Source organism: Rhizobium sp. 01L419 (assembly GCF_056400025.1).
The window spans coordinates 210,847-227,186 of record NZ_JBFTSM010000005.1 but is presented as its reverse complement, the minus strand read 5'-3'; the positions used below and the strand labels follow the sequence as shown (position 1 = coordinate 227,186).

Annotated in this window: 17 protein-coding genes; 6 read left to right on the top strand and 11 right to left on the bottom strand. The window is 60.9% G+C overall.

Annotated elements, in window-relative coordinates:
* Nucleotides 1–25 precede the first annotated feature (25 nt).
* Complete coding sequence (locus AC1DUP_RS12790; RefSeq protein ID WP_477832824.1) at nucleotides 26–775, top strand: glycoside hydrolase family 25 protein; 750 nt, start codon at nucleotides 26–28, stop codon at nucleotides 773–775.
* 9 nt (nucleotides 776–784) lie between these two features.
* Here AC1DUP_RS12790 and AC1DUP_RS12785 read toward each other — a convergent pair whose 3' ends face one another.
* From AC1DUP_RS12785 to radA, 4 genes are all read right to left on the bottom strand, one after another.
* Nucleotides 785–1,525 carry an SDR family NAD(P)-dependent oxidoreductase gene (locus AC1DUP_RS12785; protein ID WP_113295226.1) on the bottom strand — a complete coding sequence of 247 codons (741 nt, stop codon included), beginning with the start codon at nucleotides 1,523–1,525 and terminating at the stop codon, nucleotides 785–787.
* Nucleotides 1,526–1,604: 79 nt separating this feature from the next.
* On the bottom strand, nucleotides 1,605–3,095 hold the full coding sequence (purF, locus tag AC1DUP_RS12780; RefSeq protein WP_113295227.1) for an amidophosphoribosyltransferase: 1,491 nt from the start codon (nucleotides 3,093–3,095) through the stop codon (nucleotides 1,605–1,607).
* A gap of 231 nt (nucleotides 3,096–3,326) precedes the next feature.
* The gene (locus AC1DUP_RS12775; RefSeq protein ID WP_113295228.1) at nucleotides 3,327–3,947 is read right to left on the bottom strand and encodes a CvpA family protein; all 621 of its coding nucleotides are present in this window, start codon (nucleotides 3,945–3,947) and stop codon (nucleotides 3,327–3,329) included.
* Nucleotides 3,948–4,036: 89 nt separating this feature from the next.
* Nucleotides 4,037–5,437, bottom strand: a complete 1,401-nt coding sequence (radA, locus tag AC1DUP_RS12770; protein ID WP_113295229.1) for a DNA repair protein RadA — start codon at nucleotides 5,435–5,437, stop codon at nucleotides 4,037–4,039.
* Nucleotides 5,438–5,583: 146 nt separating this feature from the next.
* Here radA and AC1DUP_RS12765 point away from each other — a divergent pair, with 146 nt between their 5' ends.
* The gene (locus tag AC1DUP_RS12765; RefSeq protein WP_477832823.1) at nucleotides 5,584–6,219 is read left to right on the top strand and encodes a LysE family translocator; all 636 of its coding nucleotides are present in this window, start codon (nucleotides 5,584–5,586) and stop codon (nucleotides 6,217–6,219) included.
* 3 nt (nucleotides 6,220–6,222) lie between these two features.
* On the opposite strand, the gene alr is transcribed toward AC1DUP_RS12765, so the two are convergent.
* Nucleotides 6,223–7,392 (bottom strand): alanine racemase, encoded by a 1,170-nt coding sequence (gene alr / locus AC1DUP_RS12760; RefSeq protein WP_477832822.1) that lies wholly within the window; start codon nucleotides 7,390–7,392, stop codon nucleotides 6,223–6,225.
* 188 nt (nucleotides 7,393–7,580) lie between these two features.
* On the opposite strand from alr, the gene AC1DUP_RS12755 reads away from it, so the two are divergent.
* The 3 genes from AC1DUP_RS12755 (at nucleotide 7,581) to AC1DUP_RS12745 (ending at nucleotide 9,474) form a co-directional block, all read left to right on the top strand.
* Nucleotides 7,581–8,402 (top strand): AraC family ligand binding domain-containing protein, encoded by an 822-nt coding sequence (locus AC1DUP_RS12755; protein ID WP_477832888.1) that lies wholly within the window; start codon nucleotides 7,581–7,583, stop codon nucleotides 8,400–8,402.
* Between the two features lie 68 nt (nucleotides 8,403–8,470).
* Nucleotides 8,471–9,175 carry an AzlC family ABC transporter permease gene (locus AC1DUP_RS12750; protein ID WP_477832821.1) on the top strand — a complete coding sequence of 235 codons (705 nt, stop codon included), beginning with the start codon at nucleotides 8,471–8,473 and terminating at the stop codon, nucleotides 9,173–9,175.
* Nucleotides 9,172–9,474 carry an AzlD family protein gene (locus tag AC1DUP_RS12745; RefSeq protein WP_477832820.1) on the top strand — a complete coding sequence of 101 codons (303 nt, stop codon included), beginning with the start codon at nucleotides 9,172–9,174 and terminating at the stop codon, nucleotides 9,472–9,474. Before AC1DUP_RS12750 ends, AC1DUP_RS12745 begins: the two co-directional genes overlap by 4 nt.
* Before the next feature lie 26 nt (nucleotides 9,475–9,500).
* On the opposite strand, the gene AC1DUP_RS12740 is transcribed toward AC1DUP_RS12745, so the two are convergent.
* The 6 genes from AC1DUP_RS12740 to AC1DUP_RS12715 form a co-directional block, all read right to left on the bottom strand.
* Nucleotides 9,501–10,997 (bottom strand): replicative DNA helicase, encoded by a 1,497-nt coding sequence (locus tag AC1DUP_RS12740; RefSeq protein ID WP_113295337.1) that lies wholly within the window; start codon nucleotides 10,995–10,997, stop codon nucleotides 9,501–9,503.
* A 338-nt stretch (nucleotides 10,998–11,335) separates the two neighbouring features.
* The gene (rplI, locus tag AC1DUP_RS12735) at nucleotides 11,336–11,914 is read right to left on the bottom strand and encodes a 50S ribosomal protein L9 (protein WP_477832819.1); all 579 of its coding nucleotides are present in this window, start codon (nucleotides 11,912–11,914) and stop codon (nucleotides 11,336–11,338) included.
* A gap of 21 nt (nucleotides 11,915–11,935) precedes the next feature.
* Complete coding sequence (locus AC1DUP_RS12730) at nucleotides 11,936–12,922, bottom strand: DUF2232 domain-containing protein (protein WP_477832818.1); 987 nt, start codon at nucleotides 12,920–12,922, stop codon at nucleotides 11,936–11,938.
* A 145-nt stretch (nucleotides 12,923–13,067) separates the two neighbouring features.
* On the bottom strand, nucleotides 13,068–13,316 hold the full coding sequence (gene rpsR, locus AC1DUP_RS12725; protein ID WP_007531286.1) for a 30S ribosomal protein S18: 249 nt from the start codon (nucleotides 13,314–13,316) through the stop codon (nucleotides 13,068–13,070).
* Between the two features lie 12 nt (nucleotides 13,317–13,328).
* The gene (gene rpsF, locus AC1DUP_RS12720; protein ID WP_477832817.1) at nucleotides 13,329–13,787 is read right to left on the bottom strand and encodes a 30S ribosomal protein S6; all 459 of its coding nucleotides are present in this window, start codon (nucleotides 13,785–13,787) and stop codon (nucleotides 13,329–13,331) included.
* 331 nt (nucleotides 13,788–14,118) lie between these two features.
* The gene (locus AC1DUP_RS12715) at nucleotides 14,119–15,162 is read right to left on the bottom strand and encodes an aldo/keto reductase (protein ID WP_477832816.1); all 1,044 of its coding nucleotides are present in this window, start codon (nucleotides 15,160–15,162) and stop codon (nucleotides 14,119–14,121) included.
* A gap of 206 nt (nucleotides 15,163–15,368) precedes the next feature.
* Between AC1DUP_RS12715 and fabD the strand changes: the two genes are divergently transcribed.
* Nucleotides 15,369–16,313: an ACP S-malonyltransferase gene (fabD, locus tag AC1DUP_RS12710; RefSeq protein WP_477832815.1), complete on the top strand. Its 945-nt coding sequence runs from the start codon at nucleotides 15,369–15,371 to the stop codon at nucleotides 16,311–16,313.
* Nucleotides 16,314–16,340 lie beyond the last annotated feature (27 nt).

The window sequence follows — 16,340 nt, the reverse complement described above, 5'->3', positions numbered from 1 at the left end:
AAGCCATTGAAAACAGGAGGAATGAGTGAGGGGAGTTGCACGATGGACAATCGGCGCGACCGCAATTCTGGCAGTCGCGTCAGCTGCATATTTCGCCTACGATTTCGGTATGGTCCGCTTCAACAATCCGTCTCTAAGCCGCTATCCGATCCAGGGTATAGATGTCAGCCACCATCAAGGCGACATCGATTGGAAGACCGTCGCCTCGAAGGCGAACGTCCGCTTCGCGATCATGAAGGCGACGGAAGGTGGAGATCACCGGGATTCCAAGTTCGCTGAGAACTGGCAGCGCGCCGGAGATGCCGGATTAGTAAGAGGCGCATATCATTTCTTCACCTTCTGCCGCCCCGGCAAGGATCAGGCGCATAATGTCCTCGCGACCGTGCCGAAGGAAGCGGGAACCCTGCCGATCGCCGTCGACCTGGAGTTCGTCGGCAATTGCGACAAAATCCCGACGCTCGATGAAATGGCTGCGGAGGTGAACGTGTTTTTCGCGGAGCTTAAAGGCACATTTCCGGAAAAGCCCATCTTTTACGTCACCGAGGAGTTTTTCGATCAATATCTGAAAGGCAATGAAGCGCGCTTCCCCGACCATTATCTGTGGGTGCGAAGCGTCTTCAAGGAACCGACGCAGGAGGGATGCAGTCGTTGGTCGATATGGCAATTCGCCGATAACGGCACCGTGGAAGGCATTCGGGGACCGGTCGACCTTAATGCGTTGTGCGCGTCGGAGACCCGTTTGGCTCACCTGTTCCCGACCGTTGCAGCGAATTGAAGCGTCCGACTAGTCCGGCAGCCGATAATCCACCAGCTTGTTTTCGCGCACGATGAACAGCTTGCCGGTCTCGGTCACGCCGGGGCCGAGCAAGGGAAGGATTGCTTTCGCCACCTCGGAAGGATGCGGCAGGCTCATCGGGTCTTCGCCGGGAACGGCCTGGGCGCGCATGGCGGTGCGCGTGGCGCCCGGATCGACGCTGGTGATGCGCAGCGACGTTGTTTGCGTCTCGCCGGCCCAGGTGCGCGCCAGCGCTTCGACTGCCGCCTTGGAGGCGGAATAAGCGCTCCAGAAAGGGCGGCACTTGTGGGCGGCACCCGAGGACATGATGACGGCTCGGCCGGCATCCGAGCGCGTCAGCAGCGGATCGACCGAGCGGATGAGACGCCAGGTGGCGTTTACATTGATGTTCATCACCTTCTCGAAGACCTTGGCTTCGATATGGCCGATCGGCGAGATGACGCCGAGCACGCCGGCATTGGCGACGAGGATGTCGAGCTTGCCCCAGCGCTCGAAGATCGAGCCGCCGAGACGATCGATCGCTTCCATGTCGGCGAGATCGAAGGGGACGAGGGTCGCAGAGCCGCCCACAGCCTTGATGGCATCGTCAAGCTCTTCCAGGCCGCCGACGGTGCGGGCGCAAGCGATCACATGCGCGCCGGCCTTGGCGAGTTCGAGTGCCGTGAAATAACCGATGCCACGCGATGCGCCCGTGACCAGCGCGATCCTGCCTTCAAGATTGATGTTCATCTGCCCCGGTTCCGGATGTGCTTGAAAAGGTAAGGGGCGCAATAAGCGCCCCAGATAGGAAAGTCAAAGTGGAAGCGGCTCAGCCGTTGCTGGCAAGCATGGAAATCTTGCTGCCCATCGACTCGCCGTTCTTGTCGAGCAATCGGGTCGGATAGTCACCGGTGAAGTAGTGGTCGGTGAACTGCGGGCGTGCATTGTTGCGGTCTTCGCCGCCGACGGCGCGATAGAGCCCGTCGATCGACAGGAAGGCGAGCGAATCTGCGCCGATATATTTGGCCATGGCGTCGACATCGGCATACTGGTTTGCCAAGAGCTTGTCGGCATCAGGCGTATCGATGCCGTAGAAATCCGGGAAGAAGATCATTGGGCTGGCGACGCGGATATGCACTTCCTTGGCGCCGGCCTCACGGATCATCTGCACGATCTTCAGCGAGGTCGTGCCGCGCACGATTGAATCGTCGACCAGCACCACGCGCTTGCCTTCGATCATCGCCCGGTTGGCGGAATGCTTGAGCTTCACGCCGAAGGCGCGGATCTGCTGCGTCGGCTCGATGAAGGTGCGGCCGACATAATGGTTGCGGATGATGCCGTATTCGAAGGGAATGCCGCTCTGCTGGGCATAGCCGAGAGCAGCCGGCGTGCCACCGTCAGGCACCGGCACGATCACGTCGGCATCGATGGGCGATTCCTTGGCGAGGTTCATGCCCATGTTCTTGCGCGTCGTATAGACGTTGCGGCCGCCGACGACCGAATCCGGTCGGGCGAAATAGACATATTCGAACAGGCAGAGGCGCTCCGGCTGTGGCTTGCTGGGCTTGCGGGCATCGATGCTGATCGAGCCGTCAGGCTGGATTTCGCAGATGACGACCTCGCCGTTTTCCACGTCGCGGATGAACTTGGCGCCGATAATGTCGAGTGCGCAGGTTTCCGAGCAGAAGATCGGCTTGCCGTCGAGTTCGCCCATCACGAGCGGGCGGATGCCCGTGGGATCGCGCGCGGCAATCAGCTTCGTGCGCGTCATGGCGAGCATCGAATAGCCGCCTTCCATCTGGCGGATGGCGTCGATGAAGCGATCGGATGTGGAAGCGTGGCGGGAGCGGGCGATGAGATGGAGGACGACTTCGGTATCCGACGTCGACTGACAGATGGCGCCTGTCGCAATGATCTGGCGGCGCAGCGTCAGGCCGTTGGTGAAGTTGCCGTTATGGGCAATGGCAATGCCGCCTTCTTCCAGCTCGGCAAAGAGTGGCTGAACGTTGCGCATCGCCACTTCGCCAGTTGTCGAATAGCGCGTGTGGCCCATAGATATGCTGCCGGGCAGGCGGGCGAGCGTTGCCGGGTTGGTATAGTGGTCGCCGACGAGGCCCATATGGCGCTCCTGATGGAAGCGCTTGCCGTCGAAGGAGACGATACCGGCCGCTTCCTGCCCTCGATGCTGCAGGGCGTGGAGACCGAGCGCCGTCAGCGCCGCAGCATCGTCATGTCCCAGAATTCCGAAAACGCCGCATTCTTCATGCAGCGTATCTCCGTCGAGCGGATCGTCAATCGGGAAGGAATGGGACTGGTTCATTTCTGCGGGCCTCTGCTCTCACAAGAATGGATCGGCATTTCCAGGTGCATGATAGCGGAAAAACGCTGCTTTCCGATAACATCATGCTGAACGGCAATTGCTTTCAGAACCAGCTTGCCGGCTCTGAAACGGCTGAGGCCCGGCAGAGCGGAATGCCCGGCCGGACCTTTGGTCTTACGTCCCGCTCAAATGGCAATTGCCAGGCCGCGGGTCAAGCTAGTGAACACTGCGTCAATTCGATGGCTGCTGTGCGCCATTGTTAGGCGCGGGTGCTGCGTCTTCCGCCGGAGCCTGATCGTTGGCCGGCGCATTTTCTTCCGTCGTGCGCGCGCCACCAAGCTTCTCGGTGATGCTCTTCTGGATCATCTGCGCGAATTCATCCGGCAAGACCGCCTGCAGGCGAACGACGAGAGAATCCAGGAACGGCTTCGATTTCGCGTTATTGACCCAGCCCGGGCGGTGATCGGTATCGACCAGCCAGTTCCAGAAGGCAACGGCGACGACAAGCAGAAGTATGCCGCGCGCAGCACCGAAGAGGAAGCCTAAAGTACGGTCGAGCGCACCGATGCGGCTGTCGATGATGAAATCGGCGACCTTCATCGTGATGAAGGAAATGACGATCAGCGCGATGAGGAAGACGACGGCGGCCGAGCCGACGATCGCGATGCGGTCGTCATCCGTGTATCGCTTCGCATAAGGCACGAGATAGGGGTAGAGGTAATAAGCGGCAGCTGCCGAGCCGCCCCAGCTCGCGATCGAGAGGATTTCACGCGAAAAGCCGCGGACCATTGCCAAAACGGCGGAGAAGAGCACGACGCCGATGACAATACCGTCGAAAATCGTAATGGGCATGTAAATTCCACTCCAGACTGCCGCCTTGCGGGCCGCGTCGCGCCTTGTTTGGCTGATCCTATAGCATTCCCGTTATCGGTGATGAAGGATCAAACGTCTTCTTCCACACGCTGCAATGCCCCTTTCGACCCTGCAATGCGCGCGACCAGATCCGGCAGGCTCTCGATCTCGCTCCAGCGGCCGCTGCCCTTCGGCAGATCGACGGAACCGGACGGTAGCAGAGCCGCCGAAAACCCCAGCTTTTCGGCTTCTTTAAGGCGCTGAGCGGTTTGCGCAACAGGCCGGACGGCGCCCGACAGGCTGACTTCGCCGAAATAGACGCAATCGGCCGGAAGGGCAATACCGGCAAGCGAGGAAACAAGGGCCGATGCGACGGCAAGATCCGCCGCCGGTTCCGAGATGCGAAAGCCTCCGGCAATGTTGAGATAGACGTCATGCTGGCCGAGCCGGACGCCGCAATGCGCCTCCAGAACCGCAAGGATCATCGATAGCCGGGCGGAGTCCCAGCCGACGACCGCGCGCCGCGGCGTGCCGAGCGAAGTTGGGGCGACGAGCGCCTGCACCTCTACGAGCACGGGCCGCGTGCCCTCCATGCCAGCAAACACCGCCGCTCCCGGCGATTTCGAATTGCGCTCGCCGAGGAAGAGCTCGGATGGGTTGGCGACTTCGCGCAGGCCCTTGTCCGACATTTCGAAGACGCCGATCTCGTCGGTCGGCCCGAAGCGGTTCTTCACCGTGCGCAGGATGCGATAGTGGTGGCCGCGGTCGCCTTCGAAATAGAGGACGGCATCCACCATATGCTCGACGACACGTGGACCGGCGATCTGCCCGTCCTTGGTCACATGGCCGACGAGCACCATGGCGGCACCCGTCTGCTTGGCAAAGCGGATCATCGCCTGCACGCCCGTGCGTACCTGCGTCACCGTCCCCGGCGCGGATTCGGCCAGTTCGCTCCAGAGCGTCTGAATGGAGTCGATGATGACGAGATCGGCGCGCTTGCCCTCTGCCAGCGTCGCCAGAATATCCTCAACATTGGTTTCGGCCGCCAACATAACATCCGTATCGGCGGCGCTTAGTCGCTGGGCGCGCAGCCGCACCTGCGCCACCGCCTCTTCGCCCGAGACGTAGATGATCTTGTGGCCGCGCCGTGCAAGCGCCGCCGCCCCCTGCATCAGCAGCGTTGACTTGCCGATACCGGGATCGCCGCCGACGAGTACGGCCGAACCACGCACGAAGCCGCCGCCGGTCACCCGGTCGAGTTCGGAAATACCTGTCTGGATGCGCGGCGCTTCCTCGATCTCGCCGGAGAGGGCCGTCAATGCCACAGGCCGGCCTTTCTTCGGCGTCTTGGCAGGGCCGCCACCGATGCCGCCCATCGGGTCTTCCTCGACGATGGTGTTCCATTCGCCGCAATTTTCGCATTTGCCGGCCCAACGGTTATGTACCGCGCCGCAGCTCTGGCAGATGAATTGTGTTCTGGCCTTGGCCATCAATGACTGCTTTCGGATAAAGGGACGCAGCAAGCGCCCGAATCGGACTTTTGCCCTAGATAATGGCTTCCAGCACCGATCAAAACTAATGATTTTCCTATCAGCGGCCGGGCTGGCAGCATCGGCACCTGTTAAAAGGATGCCTCATGCTCGATTATTCGCTCGCTCACTGGGTCGGTTTCTTCACCGCGGCGGTTCTTTTGAACATCTCGCCCGGTCCTGACATGGCCTTCATCCTCGGCCATACGATGAAGAGCGGCACTCGGGCCGGCTTCTCGGCCGTCTTCGGCATCTGGACCGGTGCTTGCATCCATGTGCTTCTCGCCGCCTTCGGCCTGTCGGCGATCCTTGCTGCCTCGGCAATCGCCTTCTCTACCGTCAAATGGGTGGGCGCGATCTATCTCGTCTGGCTCGGCATCCAGGCGCTGCGCTCGAAGGATGAGGGCGGCTTCATGCGTGCGGCCAGCGAGACGCACGGCTGGCGGCGCATCTATCGGCAGGGCGTGCTGGTCTCGTTGCTCAATCCGAAGGTGGCGATTTTCTTCCTCGCCTTCCTGCCGCAATTCGTCGTCGAGGGTGCCGGCCCGGCATGGCTGCAGCTCTCCGTCCATGGAGGACTCATCATCGTCGTCGCCGTCTTCATCGAACCGCCGCTGATCCTGGCCGGCGGCCGACTTGCCGATCTTTTCAAGAACAATGGGAAGATCGGCCTGTGGCTCGATCGCGGCCTCGGTGCGCTGCTCGTGGCGCTTGGCGTCCGCCTCGCGCTCACGACACGCTGAGTCCTATCCTTCTTCTTCCATCTCGTATTTGCGCTCGTGGCGCAGGCCGATGCTGGTCAACATCTCGTAGCCGATCGTGCCTGCGGCCCGTGCCGCGTCGTCTACGAGGATGTTCTTGCCGAACAGCTCGATATAGTCGCCGGCGCGCACTGCGCCCTCCGGCAGTTCGGTCACGTCAAAGATTGTCTGATCCATGGTGATGCGGCCGGCAACCGGCACCTTGTGACCGGCAACGAAGCCCTGTCCGCCCTGGGGCACCGCCTGGCGCAGCGGCACGCCGCCGCTCGACTGGCTACGCATATAGCCATCGGCATAACCGGCCGAAACGATCGCCAGCCGGCTGTCGCGTTTCAGCTGCAGCGCCTGCCCATAGCTGACGGACTCGCCGGCCTTGACCGCGCGGATCTGGATAATACGCGCCTCGGCGGTCGCAACCGGGCGCATCGGGTTTGCCATGCCGTTGACGGCCTGCCCCCCATAGAGCGCGATGCCCGGCCGGGTGAGATCGAAGTGATAATCGTCGCCGAGGAAAATGCCGCCGGAGGCCACGAGGCTTGAATCGATACCTTCATAGGCGGCGCTAACCGTGCGGAATGATTCAAGCTGTTGCTTGTTCATGGCCGAAGAATGGTCGTCGCCGCAGGCCAGATGGCTCATGACGAGCACCGGCGCAAAGCTTGCCGGTCGCGAAACGTCGTTGGCAAGCGCAATCGCCTCGTCCATCGTCAGGCCAAGCCGGTTGAAGCCGGTGTCGACGTGGAGCGCACAAGGGTAGTCGCCATAGTCGGCAAGCACCGCCATCCAGAAGGCAAGCTGCTCTTCCGAAGAGATGATCGGCACCAGATCGTTTTCGAAGAAGCGCCGCTCGGTGCCGGGCCAGATGCCGGCAAGCACGAAGATGCGCGCCTCCGGCGCAAACATGCGCAGCGTGACACCTTCATCGACGGTAGCAACGAAGAAATCCCGCGCGCCGGCAAGGTAGAGCGCCTCTCCGGCATCTTCGATCCCCATCCCATAGGCATCCGCCTTGACGACGGCGGCTGTTCGCGCCTTTCCGGAGCGGCGCGCCATATCCCGCCAATTGTCGGTCAGCGCCGTCAGATCGACGGTCAGCCGCAGGCCGGCAGAGGCAAAAAGGTCGTCGTCTTCGAAGGGAATGGAAAAATCTGTCATGAACGCCGCGCTGAAAGGGAAAGGAAAATCGCTGCAAATACTCTAAAGAGCATTGTGGCAAAGAGAAAGCACAGCGGGCGACATACCAGCCTTTCCCACATGCGATCACTTTTGTTCAAGACGGACGGTTGGCGGCGCGCTAATCTGACCGGATGCAGAACGTTTCGCAGAAAGAGGCGGCAGACGCCATGCCGCTCGCCAAGGTGGAATCGGCCCGCTTCTGGCGGGATAGCCGCTTTCGCGACATGGAATGCCTGAGCGCCAGCTTCCTGACGCATGAATATGCCCCGCATGCGCATGACACATTCAGCATTGGCGCGATCGAAAGCGGCAGCCAGATCGCCACGCTGCGCGGAAGACGGGAGGAGACCGGTCCGGGCGACCTCTATCTGATCGATCCCGGAGTGGTGCACGATGGCACTCCTGGCGGCGAGGGGTATCGCTACCGGATGATCTATCCGGATACGAAGCTCTTCATCGATATTCTGGAGGATGTCACCGGCAAGGCCTTCAACGCAACGCCATCTTTTGCTGGGGCTCTGCCGCGCGATCCGCAGCTTGCGAAAGCCTTCCACACCGCGCACAGCACGCTTGAAAGTGGCGCCGGCGCGCTGGAATCCGATGAAAGCATGTTCTCGGTGCTGGCTGCGATCTTCGCGCGTTATGGCAGCACGATCGTCCTGCCGGTCGATACAAAGGAGCGCGGCGCTGTGGCCCGTGCCCGCGATTACCTCATCGAGAATTTCGACAGCGATCTAGGATTGGAGGAACTGGCCAAGGTAGCGGGACTAAGCCGCGCCCATCTGATCCGCGCCTTCCGCAGGGAATATCACATCACACCGCATGCCTTCCTCACCGACCGGCGTGTGCTTGTGGCCCGGCGCTTGCTCAGGGAAGGCCGCATGCCGGCCGATGTCGCCGTTGAATGCGGCTTTGCCGACCAGGCGCATTTCACCCGCCACTTCAAATCGCGCACCGGCGTCACGCCCGGTCAGTTCCGCGTCGGCTGATCACTTTCGTTCAATACAGGCTGCCATGGCTCGGTTACCTCTCCGCCATCTTGATGTGGAGATTGCCAATGTTGCAGCGAAGCCGGCCAGCCGGCGAATTTCTTGCCGGAACCCGCGCCATTTTTCCGCTGATCGTCGCGGTCCTGCCGATCGGCCTCGTCTTCGGCGCAGTTTCGGCCACCAAGGGCCTCTCGGCCCTGGAAACGACGCTGATGAGCGCGCTCGTCTTTGCCGGCGGATCGCAATTCGTGGCGATGGATATCTGGACACATCCGGCAAGCTGGATCGGCGTCGGTTTTGCGGCCTTGCTCGTCAACATCCGTCACGTGCTGATGAGCGCCTCGATCGGCACGAAGATGCAGTCCTTCTCCAGCATCAAACGTTATATCGCCATGCTATTCCTCGCCGATGAACTCTGGGCCATGGCGGAATTCCGCGCCGGCACGGCACGGCTCACGCCCGCATGGTACGCCGGCATCGTCACGCCTTTCTATCTCACCTGGGTCGGCTCGTCGCTGATAGGTGCGCTGCTCGGCGCCTTTCTCGGCGATCCCGCGGTCATCGGTCTCGACTTCGCGTTTCCGGCCGTTTTCATCGTGCTGGTCACGGGCTTCTGGAAGGGATCGGAAACCGGCGCTGTGCTCGCCGCAAGCGGAGTTGCAGCTGTTGCCGTCCACCAGTTCGTGCCGGGTGTCTGGTATATCGCAGCCGGCGCGTTGGCCGGGCTGGCAATGGCTCTCTGGAGAGGCAGGGCGAGGGAGCAGGCGGCATGACGCTCGATCTCACGACACTGCTCGCCATCTTCGCGATGGCCGCCGCAACGATCTTCACCCGTATCAGCGGCCTCGTGCTGATCCGCTACGTGGAGATTGACGAGAACAGGAGAACGGCGATCGAAGCCATTCCACCGGCCGTGCTGATGGCTGTCATCGCCCCGACCGCCTTTGCGACCGGCTGGGCGGAGACGCTGGCATGTGTGGCCACCGCAATCGCTGCCACCCGCTTGCCGATGCTGGCAAGCGTCGTTGTCGGCGTTGCAACAGTGGCTTTGCTGCGAGCTGCAGGACACTAGAAAGAAATTGACGCGGGAAACCCGCGTCAATGTTCCTCATACTGCGTGAAGGAGGGGTCGGCGAGATCGGCAAAGCGCGTGAACTCAGCCTGGAAGGCGAGCTTCACCGTACCCGTCGGTCCGTGACGCTGCTTGGCGATGATGACGTCTGCCGTGCCCTTCACCTTGTCGAACAATGCTTCCCATTCCGGATATTTCGGATCGTGGATATCGCGCGGTTCCATGTTCTTCACGTAATATTCCTCGCGGAATACGAAGAGCACCACGTCGGCGTCCTGCTCGATCGAGCCGGATTCGCGAAGGTCGGAAAGCTGCGGGCGCTTGTCTTCGCGGCTTTCAACGGCACGGGAGAGCTGGGACAGCGCGATGATCGGTACGTTCAGTTCCTTGCCGAGCGCCTTGAGGCCGGTGGTGATCTGGGTGATTTCCTGTACACGGTTCTCGTTGGATTTGCCGGAGCCGGTCATCAGCTGCACGTAGTCGACGACAAGCACGTCGAGACCGCGCTGGCGCTTGAGGCGGCGGGCGCGCGCGGCAAGCTGGGCGATCGAGATACCACCTGTCTGGTCGATGAAGAGCGGCACTTTCTGCATCATCATCGAGCAGGCGACGAGCTTTTCGAAATCGGCATCGTTGATGTCGCCGCGGCGGATCTTCGAGGAGGAGACTTCCGTCTGCTCGGAGATGATACGCGTGGCGAGCTGTTCGGACGACATTTCGAGCGAGTAGAAGCCGACAACGCCGCCGTTCTTCGCCTTCATGCCGCCATCGGACTGCACTTCGCCCTCATAGGCGGCAGCGATGTTGTAGGCGATATTGGTGGCAAGCGAGGTCTTGCCCATGCCGGGACGACCGGCGAGCACGATCAAGTCCGAACGCTGCAGGCCACCCATCTTGGAATCGAGTGAATGAATGCCTGTGGAAATGCCGGAGAGGCCGCCGTCGCGTTCCTTGGCGACCGCCGCCATGTCGATGGCGAGTGCCACTGCATCGTTGAAGGCCTGGAAGCCGCCATCGTAGCGGCCGTTTTCGGCAAGCTCGAACAGGCGGCGTTCGGTGTCTTCGATCTGTGCCTGCGGCGGCATGTCGAGCGGCGCGTCATAGGCGATGTTGACGACATCCTCGCCGATGGTGATCAGCGCGCGGCGGATCGCCAGATCGTAGATCGCCCGGCCATAATCTTCCGCGTTGATGATCGTCACCGCGCCGGTAACAAGGCTTGCGAGATACTGTGAGACGGTAATGTCGCCGACCTTCTCGTCGGCCGGCAGGAAGGTCTTGACCGTGACCGGGTTGGCGATCTTGCCCATGCGGATGATGTCGCCGGCGACCTCGTAGATCTTCCGGTGCAGCGGTTCGTAAAGATGGATGGGCTTGAGGAAATCCGATACCCGGTAATAGGCGTCGTTGTTCATCAGGATGGCGCCGAGCAGCGCCTGTTCGGCCTCGATGTTGTTCGGTGCTTCGCGATAGTGCTGCTCTGCGGGAGCAACGGCGGCAATCTTTCGTGCAGCTTCGTTCATCGTCATCCGTACTGTCTTTTCCAAAACTCGGATTTGCAGGGCGGGCCGCATAAAATCAAGTGTCGCGCGGCAATAGCTTTCAAGCGGTCGTCAAATCGGCTGCGCTTTGCACGTTGTTCGACTTCTCCACAGTCGGCGGATCCGCTGAGGAGAAAATATTCTGACTGTCACTTGCGGGACACGCCGCCCGCGACGACTCACTTCGTCATTCCAGCATCCGGTTATTTTAGCGTCCTTGATTAAAAGGCGCAGCAGAAAAGCCGACTTTCTTCTCAAATCTCGCAAGAACAAAAAAGCCCGGCGAGGGCCGGGCTTTTCGTTCTGCATGAATACAGAAATTATGCTTCGTCTTCGTCAACGCCGTCGGCTTCCGGATCGAAGAAGTCTTCCGGACGCAGGGCATCTTCGTCAACGCCGTAGATGGCGTCGACAGAAGTGAGCTCTTCGCCCTTGGACTGACGTTCGGCTTCTTCGGCCGAACGGGCAACGTTCAACTCGACGTTGATTTCAACTTCAGCATGGAGCTGCAGCTCGACCTTGTGCAGGCCGATCGCCTTGATCGGCGTGTTGAGGTGAACCTGGTTGCGACCAACGTTGAAGCCTTCGGCAGCGAGAACGTCGATGACGTCACGGGCAGCAACAGAGCCGTAGAGCTGGCCGGTTTCGCCGGCAGAACGTACGACGATGAAGGACTTGCCGTCGAGAACGTCGGCGATCTTCTGGGCTTCGGACTTGCGCTCCAGGTTACGGGCTTCGAGCGTTGCACGCTCGGATTCGAAACGGGCCTTGTTGGCAGCGTTGGCGCGCAGTGCCTTGCCGAGCGGCAGGAGGTAGTTGCGTGCGAAGCCGTCGCGAACCTTTACGGTTTCGCCCATCTGGCCGAGCTTGGAGATGCGTTCGAGGAGGATGACGTTCATGCTGTTTTTCCTTTCTTATTCTCAGATTTCGCTATCGGGTTGTTTGGGGGCATCAGCATCCTTGGTCGGGGTCAGGGCGATCGCCTTGCGGGTATCGGCCAGACCGAGCACGAGGATGAAAAGAGCTGGCAGCATCATGGTGCATGCCAGGTAGCAGAGGATCAGGGCCGGCAAGCGCCAGTCCTTGCCGCGGGTGCGGAAATGCAGCGCGGCGAAGCCGGACATCAGGAAGCCGGCGCCGAAGGCTCCAACGACAGTGGCGCCGATCATCGCCGGAATGCCGCCCAAGAAAGTGGCGGCAAGACCGGCGAGAAAGATGAAGATCGAATTCCGGTTCATGCGCAGCGAGGAGGGGATGTCCTCGCGCGGCCGCAGGCGCAGGCCCTTGCCGGATGCTGCAACGATGCGTGTCGCGATGTAATAGGCGGCAAACAGCATCACCACCCAGATGCCGCCCTGCAGCGCCGGCAGCATCAGCACGACGAGTGACTTCGTCTGTGCGGTCGCGACCGGGTCCGGAACGAATGCCGGCTGCTGCTCCTGCAGGGAGTTCATCAGCACATCGACCATCTGGTCGGTGATTTCAGGCCCGTAGCCGATCATGATGCCGGTCACGATGACCGCGAAGGTAACGAGGCCGCACAGATGCAGCAGGATATCGGAAAGCGGATACCAGGCGAGCAGATTGTCGGGACCGCCAAGTTCGGAAGCCGGGCGCGCGAGGTTGGCGAGATGGCTCAGCCAACCGGCAGGCAACAGCGTCACGAGCGTCATGACCAACGCAAAGGATGGGGAGATGACGATCGCGCCGAGTGCTGCGGCGGTGACGACGGCCGAGATCGCGGCCGCATTGCCCCAGCCGAGGCCGACGAGCAGGATGGGAAGCGCGGAAGCGGCATAGAGCACGGCACTGAACGACGGCTGCATGCTCGCGCCAAGCACCAGCAAGGCGGCGGTCAATCCGGCGAGTGCGCCGATCGCAAGCGTTTTCGGGTCAGGTCGTGTCACTTCGCTGTCCTGCTTCATCTAAGCAGTTAGAGGATTTCCCTGAGAGAGTTCGGGAGATGCCTCAACATGGGTTTTAAGGTTCCGATCCGCGCCCATCGCAGAAGGGAGGAAGCCCCGGATCGGAAATCCGAGGCTCCGATTTCGATTAGGCTACGACGTACGGCAGCAGGCCGAGGAAGCGTGCACGCTTGATCGCCTGGGCGAGTTCGCGCTGCTTCTTCTGGGAAACGGCCGTGATGCGGGACGGAACGATCTTGCCGCGCTCGGAAATGTAGCGCTGCAGGAGACGGACATCCTTGTAGTCGATGCGCGGAGCGTTTGCACCGGAGAACGGGCAGGTCTTGCGACGACGATGGAACGGACGACGGACCGGAGCGGAGGAAGATTCAGACATTCTTAGATCTCCTTATACACGGTCTTCGCGGGGAGCGCGATCAGGACGCGGGCCACGCTGGAAGTCGCCGTCACGGCGCGGCGGACGATCGCCGAATTCGCGGCGCGGGCCACGGTCGCCGCCTTCACGCGGGCCACGGTCGTCGCGGTCGCGCTTCTGCATCATGGCAGACGGGCCTTCTTCGTGCTTTTCAACAGCGATGGTCATGTAGCGAAGAACGTCTTCGCTGATGCGCATCTGGCGTTCCATTTCCTGGATCGCAGCTGCTGGTGCATCAATGTCCATCAGGGCGTAGTGAGCCTTGCGGTTCTTCTTGATGCGATAGGTGAGGGACTTGAGGCCCCAGTTTTCGATACGCCCGACTTTACCGCCGTTTGCTTCGATCACGCCCTTGTACTGTTCTACGAGGGCATCTACCTGCTGCGACGTGATATCCTGTCGGGCAAGGAATACATGTTCATAAAGAGCCATGACAGCTTTGCCTTTCTTGCGTTTGATCAGAACCCGGCATTCGGCGGCTAAGCCTCAACGACTGCTCCTGAGAGGCGACAGGCGCCTGGCAAGAAAAGCGTTTCCGAGACGGTCGAGAGCGGAGACACGGGAGGCTGGAACGCTTCCGTTCCGAACGATTTGCAAAATGCAAACCGGCCCTCCGTTCAGCCACCAGCCAGAAGACCGGGTTAACGAACAGGCGCGCTTATACGGACTTTTGAGCGAAAGGCAAGCGCATATGGCAGAAAAGCCGGTCATGCGCTTGCGAGCCAGAAGCGTCAGGACGCGGAGCGCCCACGTGATGACGCCTTTAAAGCGGCATCGGATACTGCCGGTGCACCTTCTCGATTTCGTCAAGCACATCACTGCTGAGCGCCACGTTCGTCGATCCGATATCCGTTCTCAGCTGCGCCATCGAGGTTGCGCCAATAATAACAGAAGTCATGAAGCGGCGAGTCAGACAGAAGGCGAGCGCCATCTGGGCCGGGTCGAGGCCGTGGCGGGCGGCAATCTCCAGATAGGCCTTAGTCGGTGCTTCCTGAAGCGGCTGCAGGCGGCCGCCGAGGTCGCCGTTGATCGAGGCGCGTGTGCCCTCGGGCTTCGCACCGTTGATGTACTTGCCGCTGAGAATACCCGCAGCGAGTGGCGAATAGGCGAGCAACCCGACGTCTTCGTGATGGGATAGTTCCGCCATGTCGAGATCGAAGTGACGATAGAGGAGATTGTATTCGTTCTGGACGCTGGCGACGCGCGGCAGGTTCAGTTGCTCGGACAGCGTCACATATTTCTGCGTGCCCCAGGTCGTCTCGTTGGAGAGGCCGAAGGCGCGGATCTTGCCTTCCTTCACCAATCCGCCCACCGTTTCCAGGATATCGGTCATGTTGGCGACGGCTTTGGCGCGGTCCTGCTTAAAAGGATCGTAGTGCCAGCTCTGGCGGAAATGGAAATGGCCGCGGTTCGGCCAGTGGACCTGGTAGAGATCGACATAGTCGGTCTTCAGCCGCTTCAGACTGGCCTCGAGCGCCATACGAATGTTCTTGGCATCGGCGCCTTCGCCGCCGCGCAAATAGGAGCGGCCGGTTCCGGCAACCTTGGTGGCAAGGACGATATCCTTCCGCTTGCCGGTCTTCTCGAACCAGCTGCCGATATAGTCTTCCGTCCGGCCCTGCGTTTCGGCCGAAACCGGCGTGGTCGGATAAAGCTCGGCAGTATCGAAGAAATTGACGCCCTCCTGGACGGCGTAGTCCATCTGCTCATGGGCTTCCGCTTCGCTGTTCTGTGTGCCCCAGGTCATGGTGCCAAGGCAAATCTCGGAAACGGAAATATCTGTGCGGCCTAATTTATTGTATTTCATTGGGAACCTTGGGGGTGGGCTAGAAAAGGAAAGGCTTGGAAAGAGCTGCGCAAACTTAGGCTGGATTTGATGAAGCGCAAGAGGAAAAACCGGGCTTTAGCGCTGGTGCGAAAGGCTTTGGAGAGAATGGGCCGCCACTTGACTCTGAAAGAAAGAATGTCAATTGGAGGCGAAATGGCCCGATGGGCACTATCGAGGGACAGAATATGACCATTGCTTTCACTTTTCCCGGCCAGGGCAGCCAGGCCGTCGGCATGGGCAAAGATCTCGCCGAGAATTTCGCGGAAGCCCGCGCCGTGTTTGACGAAGTCGATGAAGCGCTCGGTGAAAAGCTTTCGGACGTGATGTTCAACGGTCCCGAGGACAAGCTGACGCTGACGGCGAATGCCCAGCCGGCGCTGATGGCCGTCTCCATGGCCGTCATCCGTGTTCTGGAAGCCAAGGGCCTCGATCTGAAGGCGAAGGTCACCTACGTCGCCGGCCATTCGCTCGGCGAATATTCCGCCCTCTGTGCCGCCGGCACTTTCTCGATCGCCGACACAGCCCGCCTTCTGCGCATCCGCGGCAATGCTATGCAGGCAGCCGTACCTGTCGGCGTCGGCGCCATGGCCGCCATCATCGGCCTCGAACATGCCGACGTTCGGGCCCTCTGCGAGGAAGCTTCAGCCATCGGCTCCTGTCAGATCGCCAATGACAATGGCGGCGGTCAGCTCGTCATATCAGGCGAGAAGTCGGCTGTCGAAAAGGCCGCCGGCCTTGCGACCGACAAGGGCGCCAAGCGCGCCATCCTGCTGCCGGTCTCCGCTCCCTTCCATTCGAAGCTGATGGCGCCTGCCGCAGACGCCATGCGCGAGGCACTCGCCGGTGTGAAGAAGACCAATCCGGTCGTGCCCGTCATCGCCAATGTCCGCGCCGCTCCCGTCACTGACGCTGAGGAGATCGCCGCACTTCTCGTCGAGCAGGTCACCGGACAGGTGCGCTGGCGCGAAACGGTGGAATGGTTCGCCGCAAATGGCGTCACCACGCTCTATGAACTCGGTGCCGGCAAGGTGCTGACCGGCCTTGCGCGCCGCATCGACAAGAATATCAATGGTGTTTCTGTAAACGGCCCTGCCGATATCGACGCTGCCATTGCCGCTCTCACGGCCTGATTGCCCCACTTCATATAAGGAACGTTC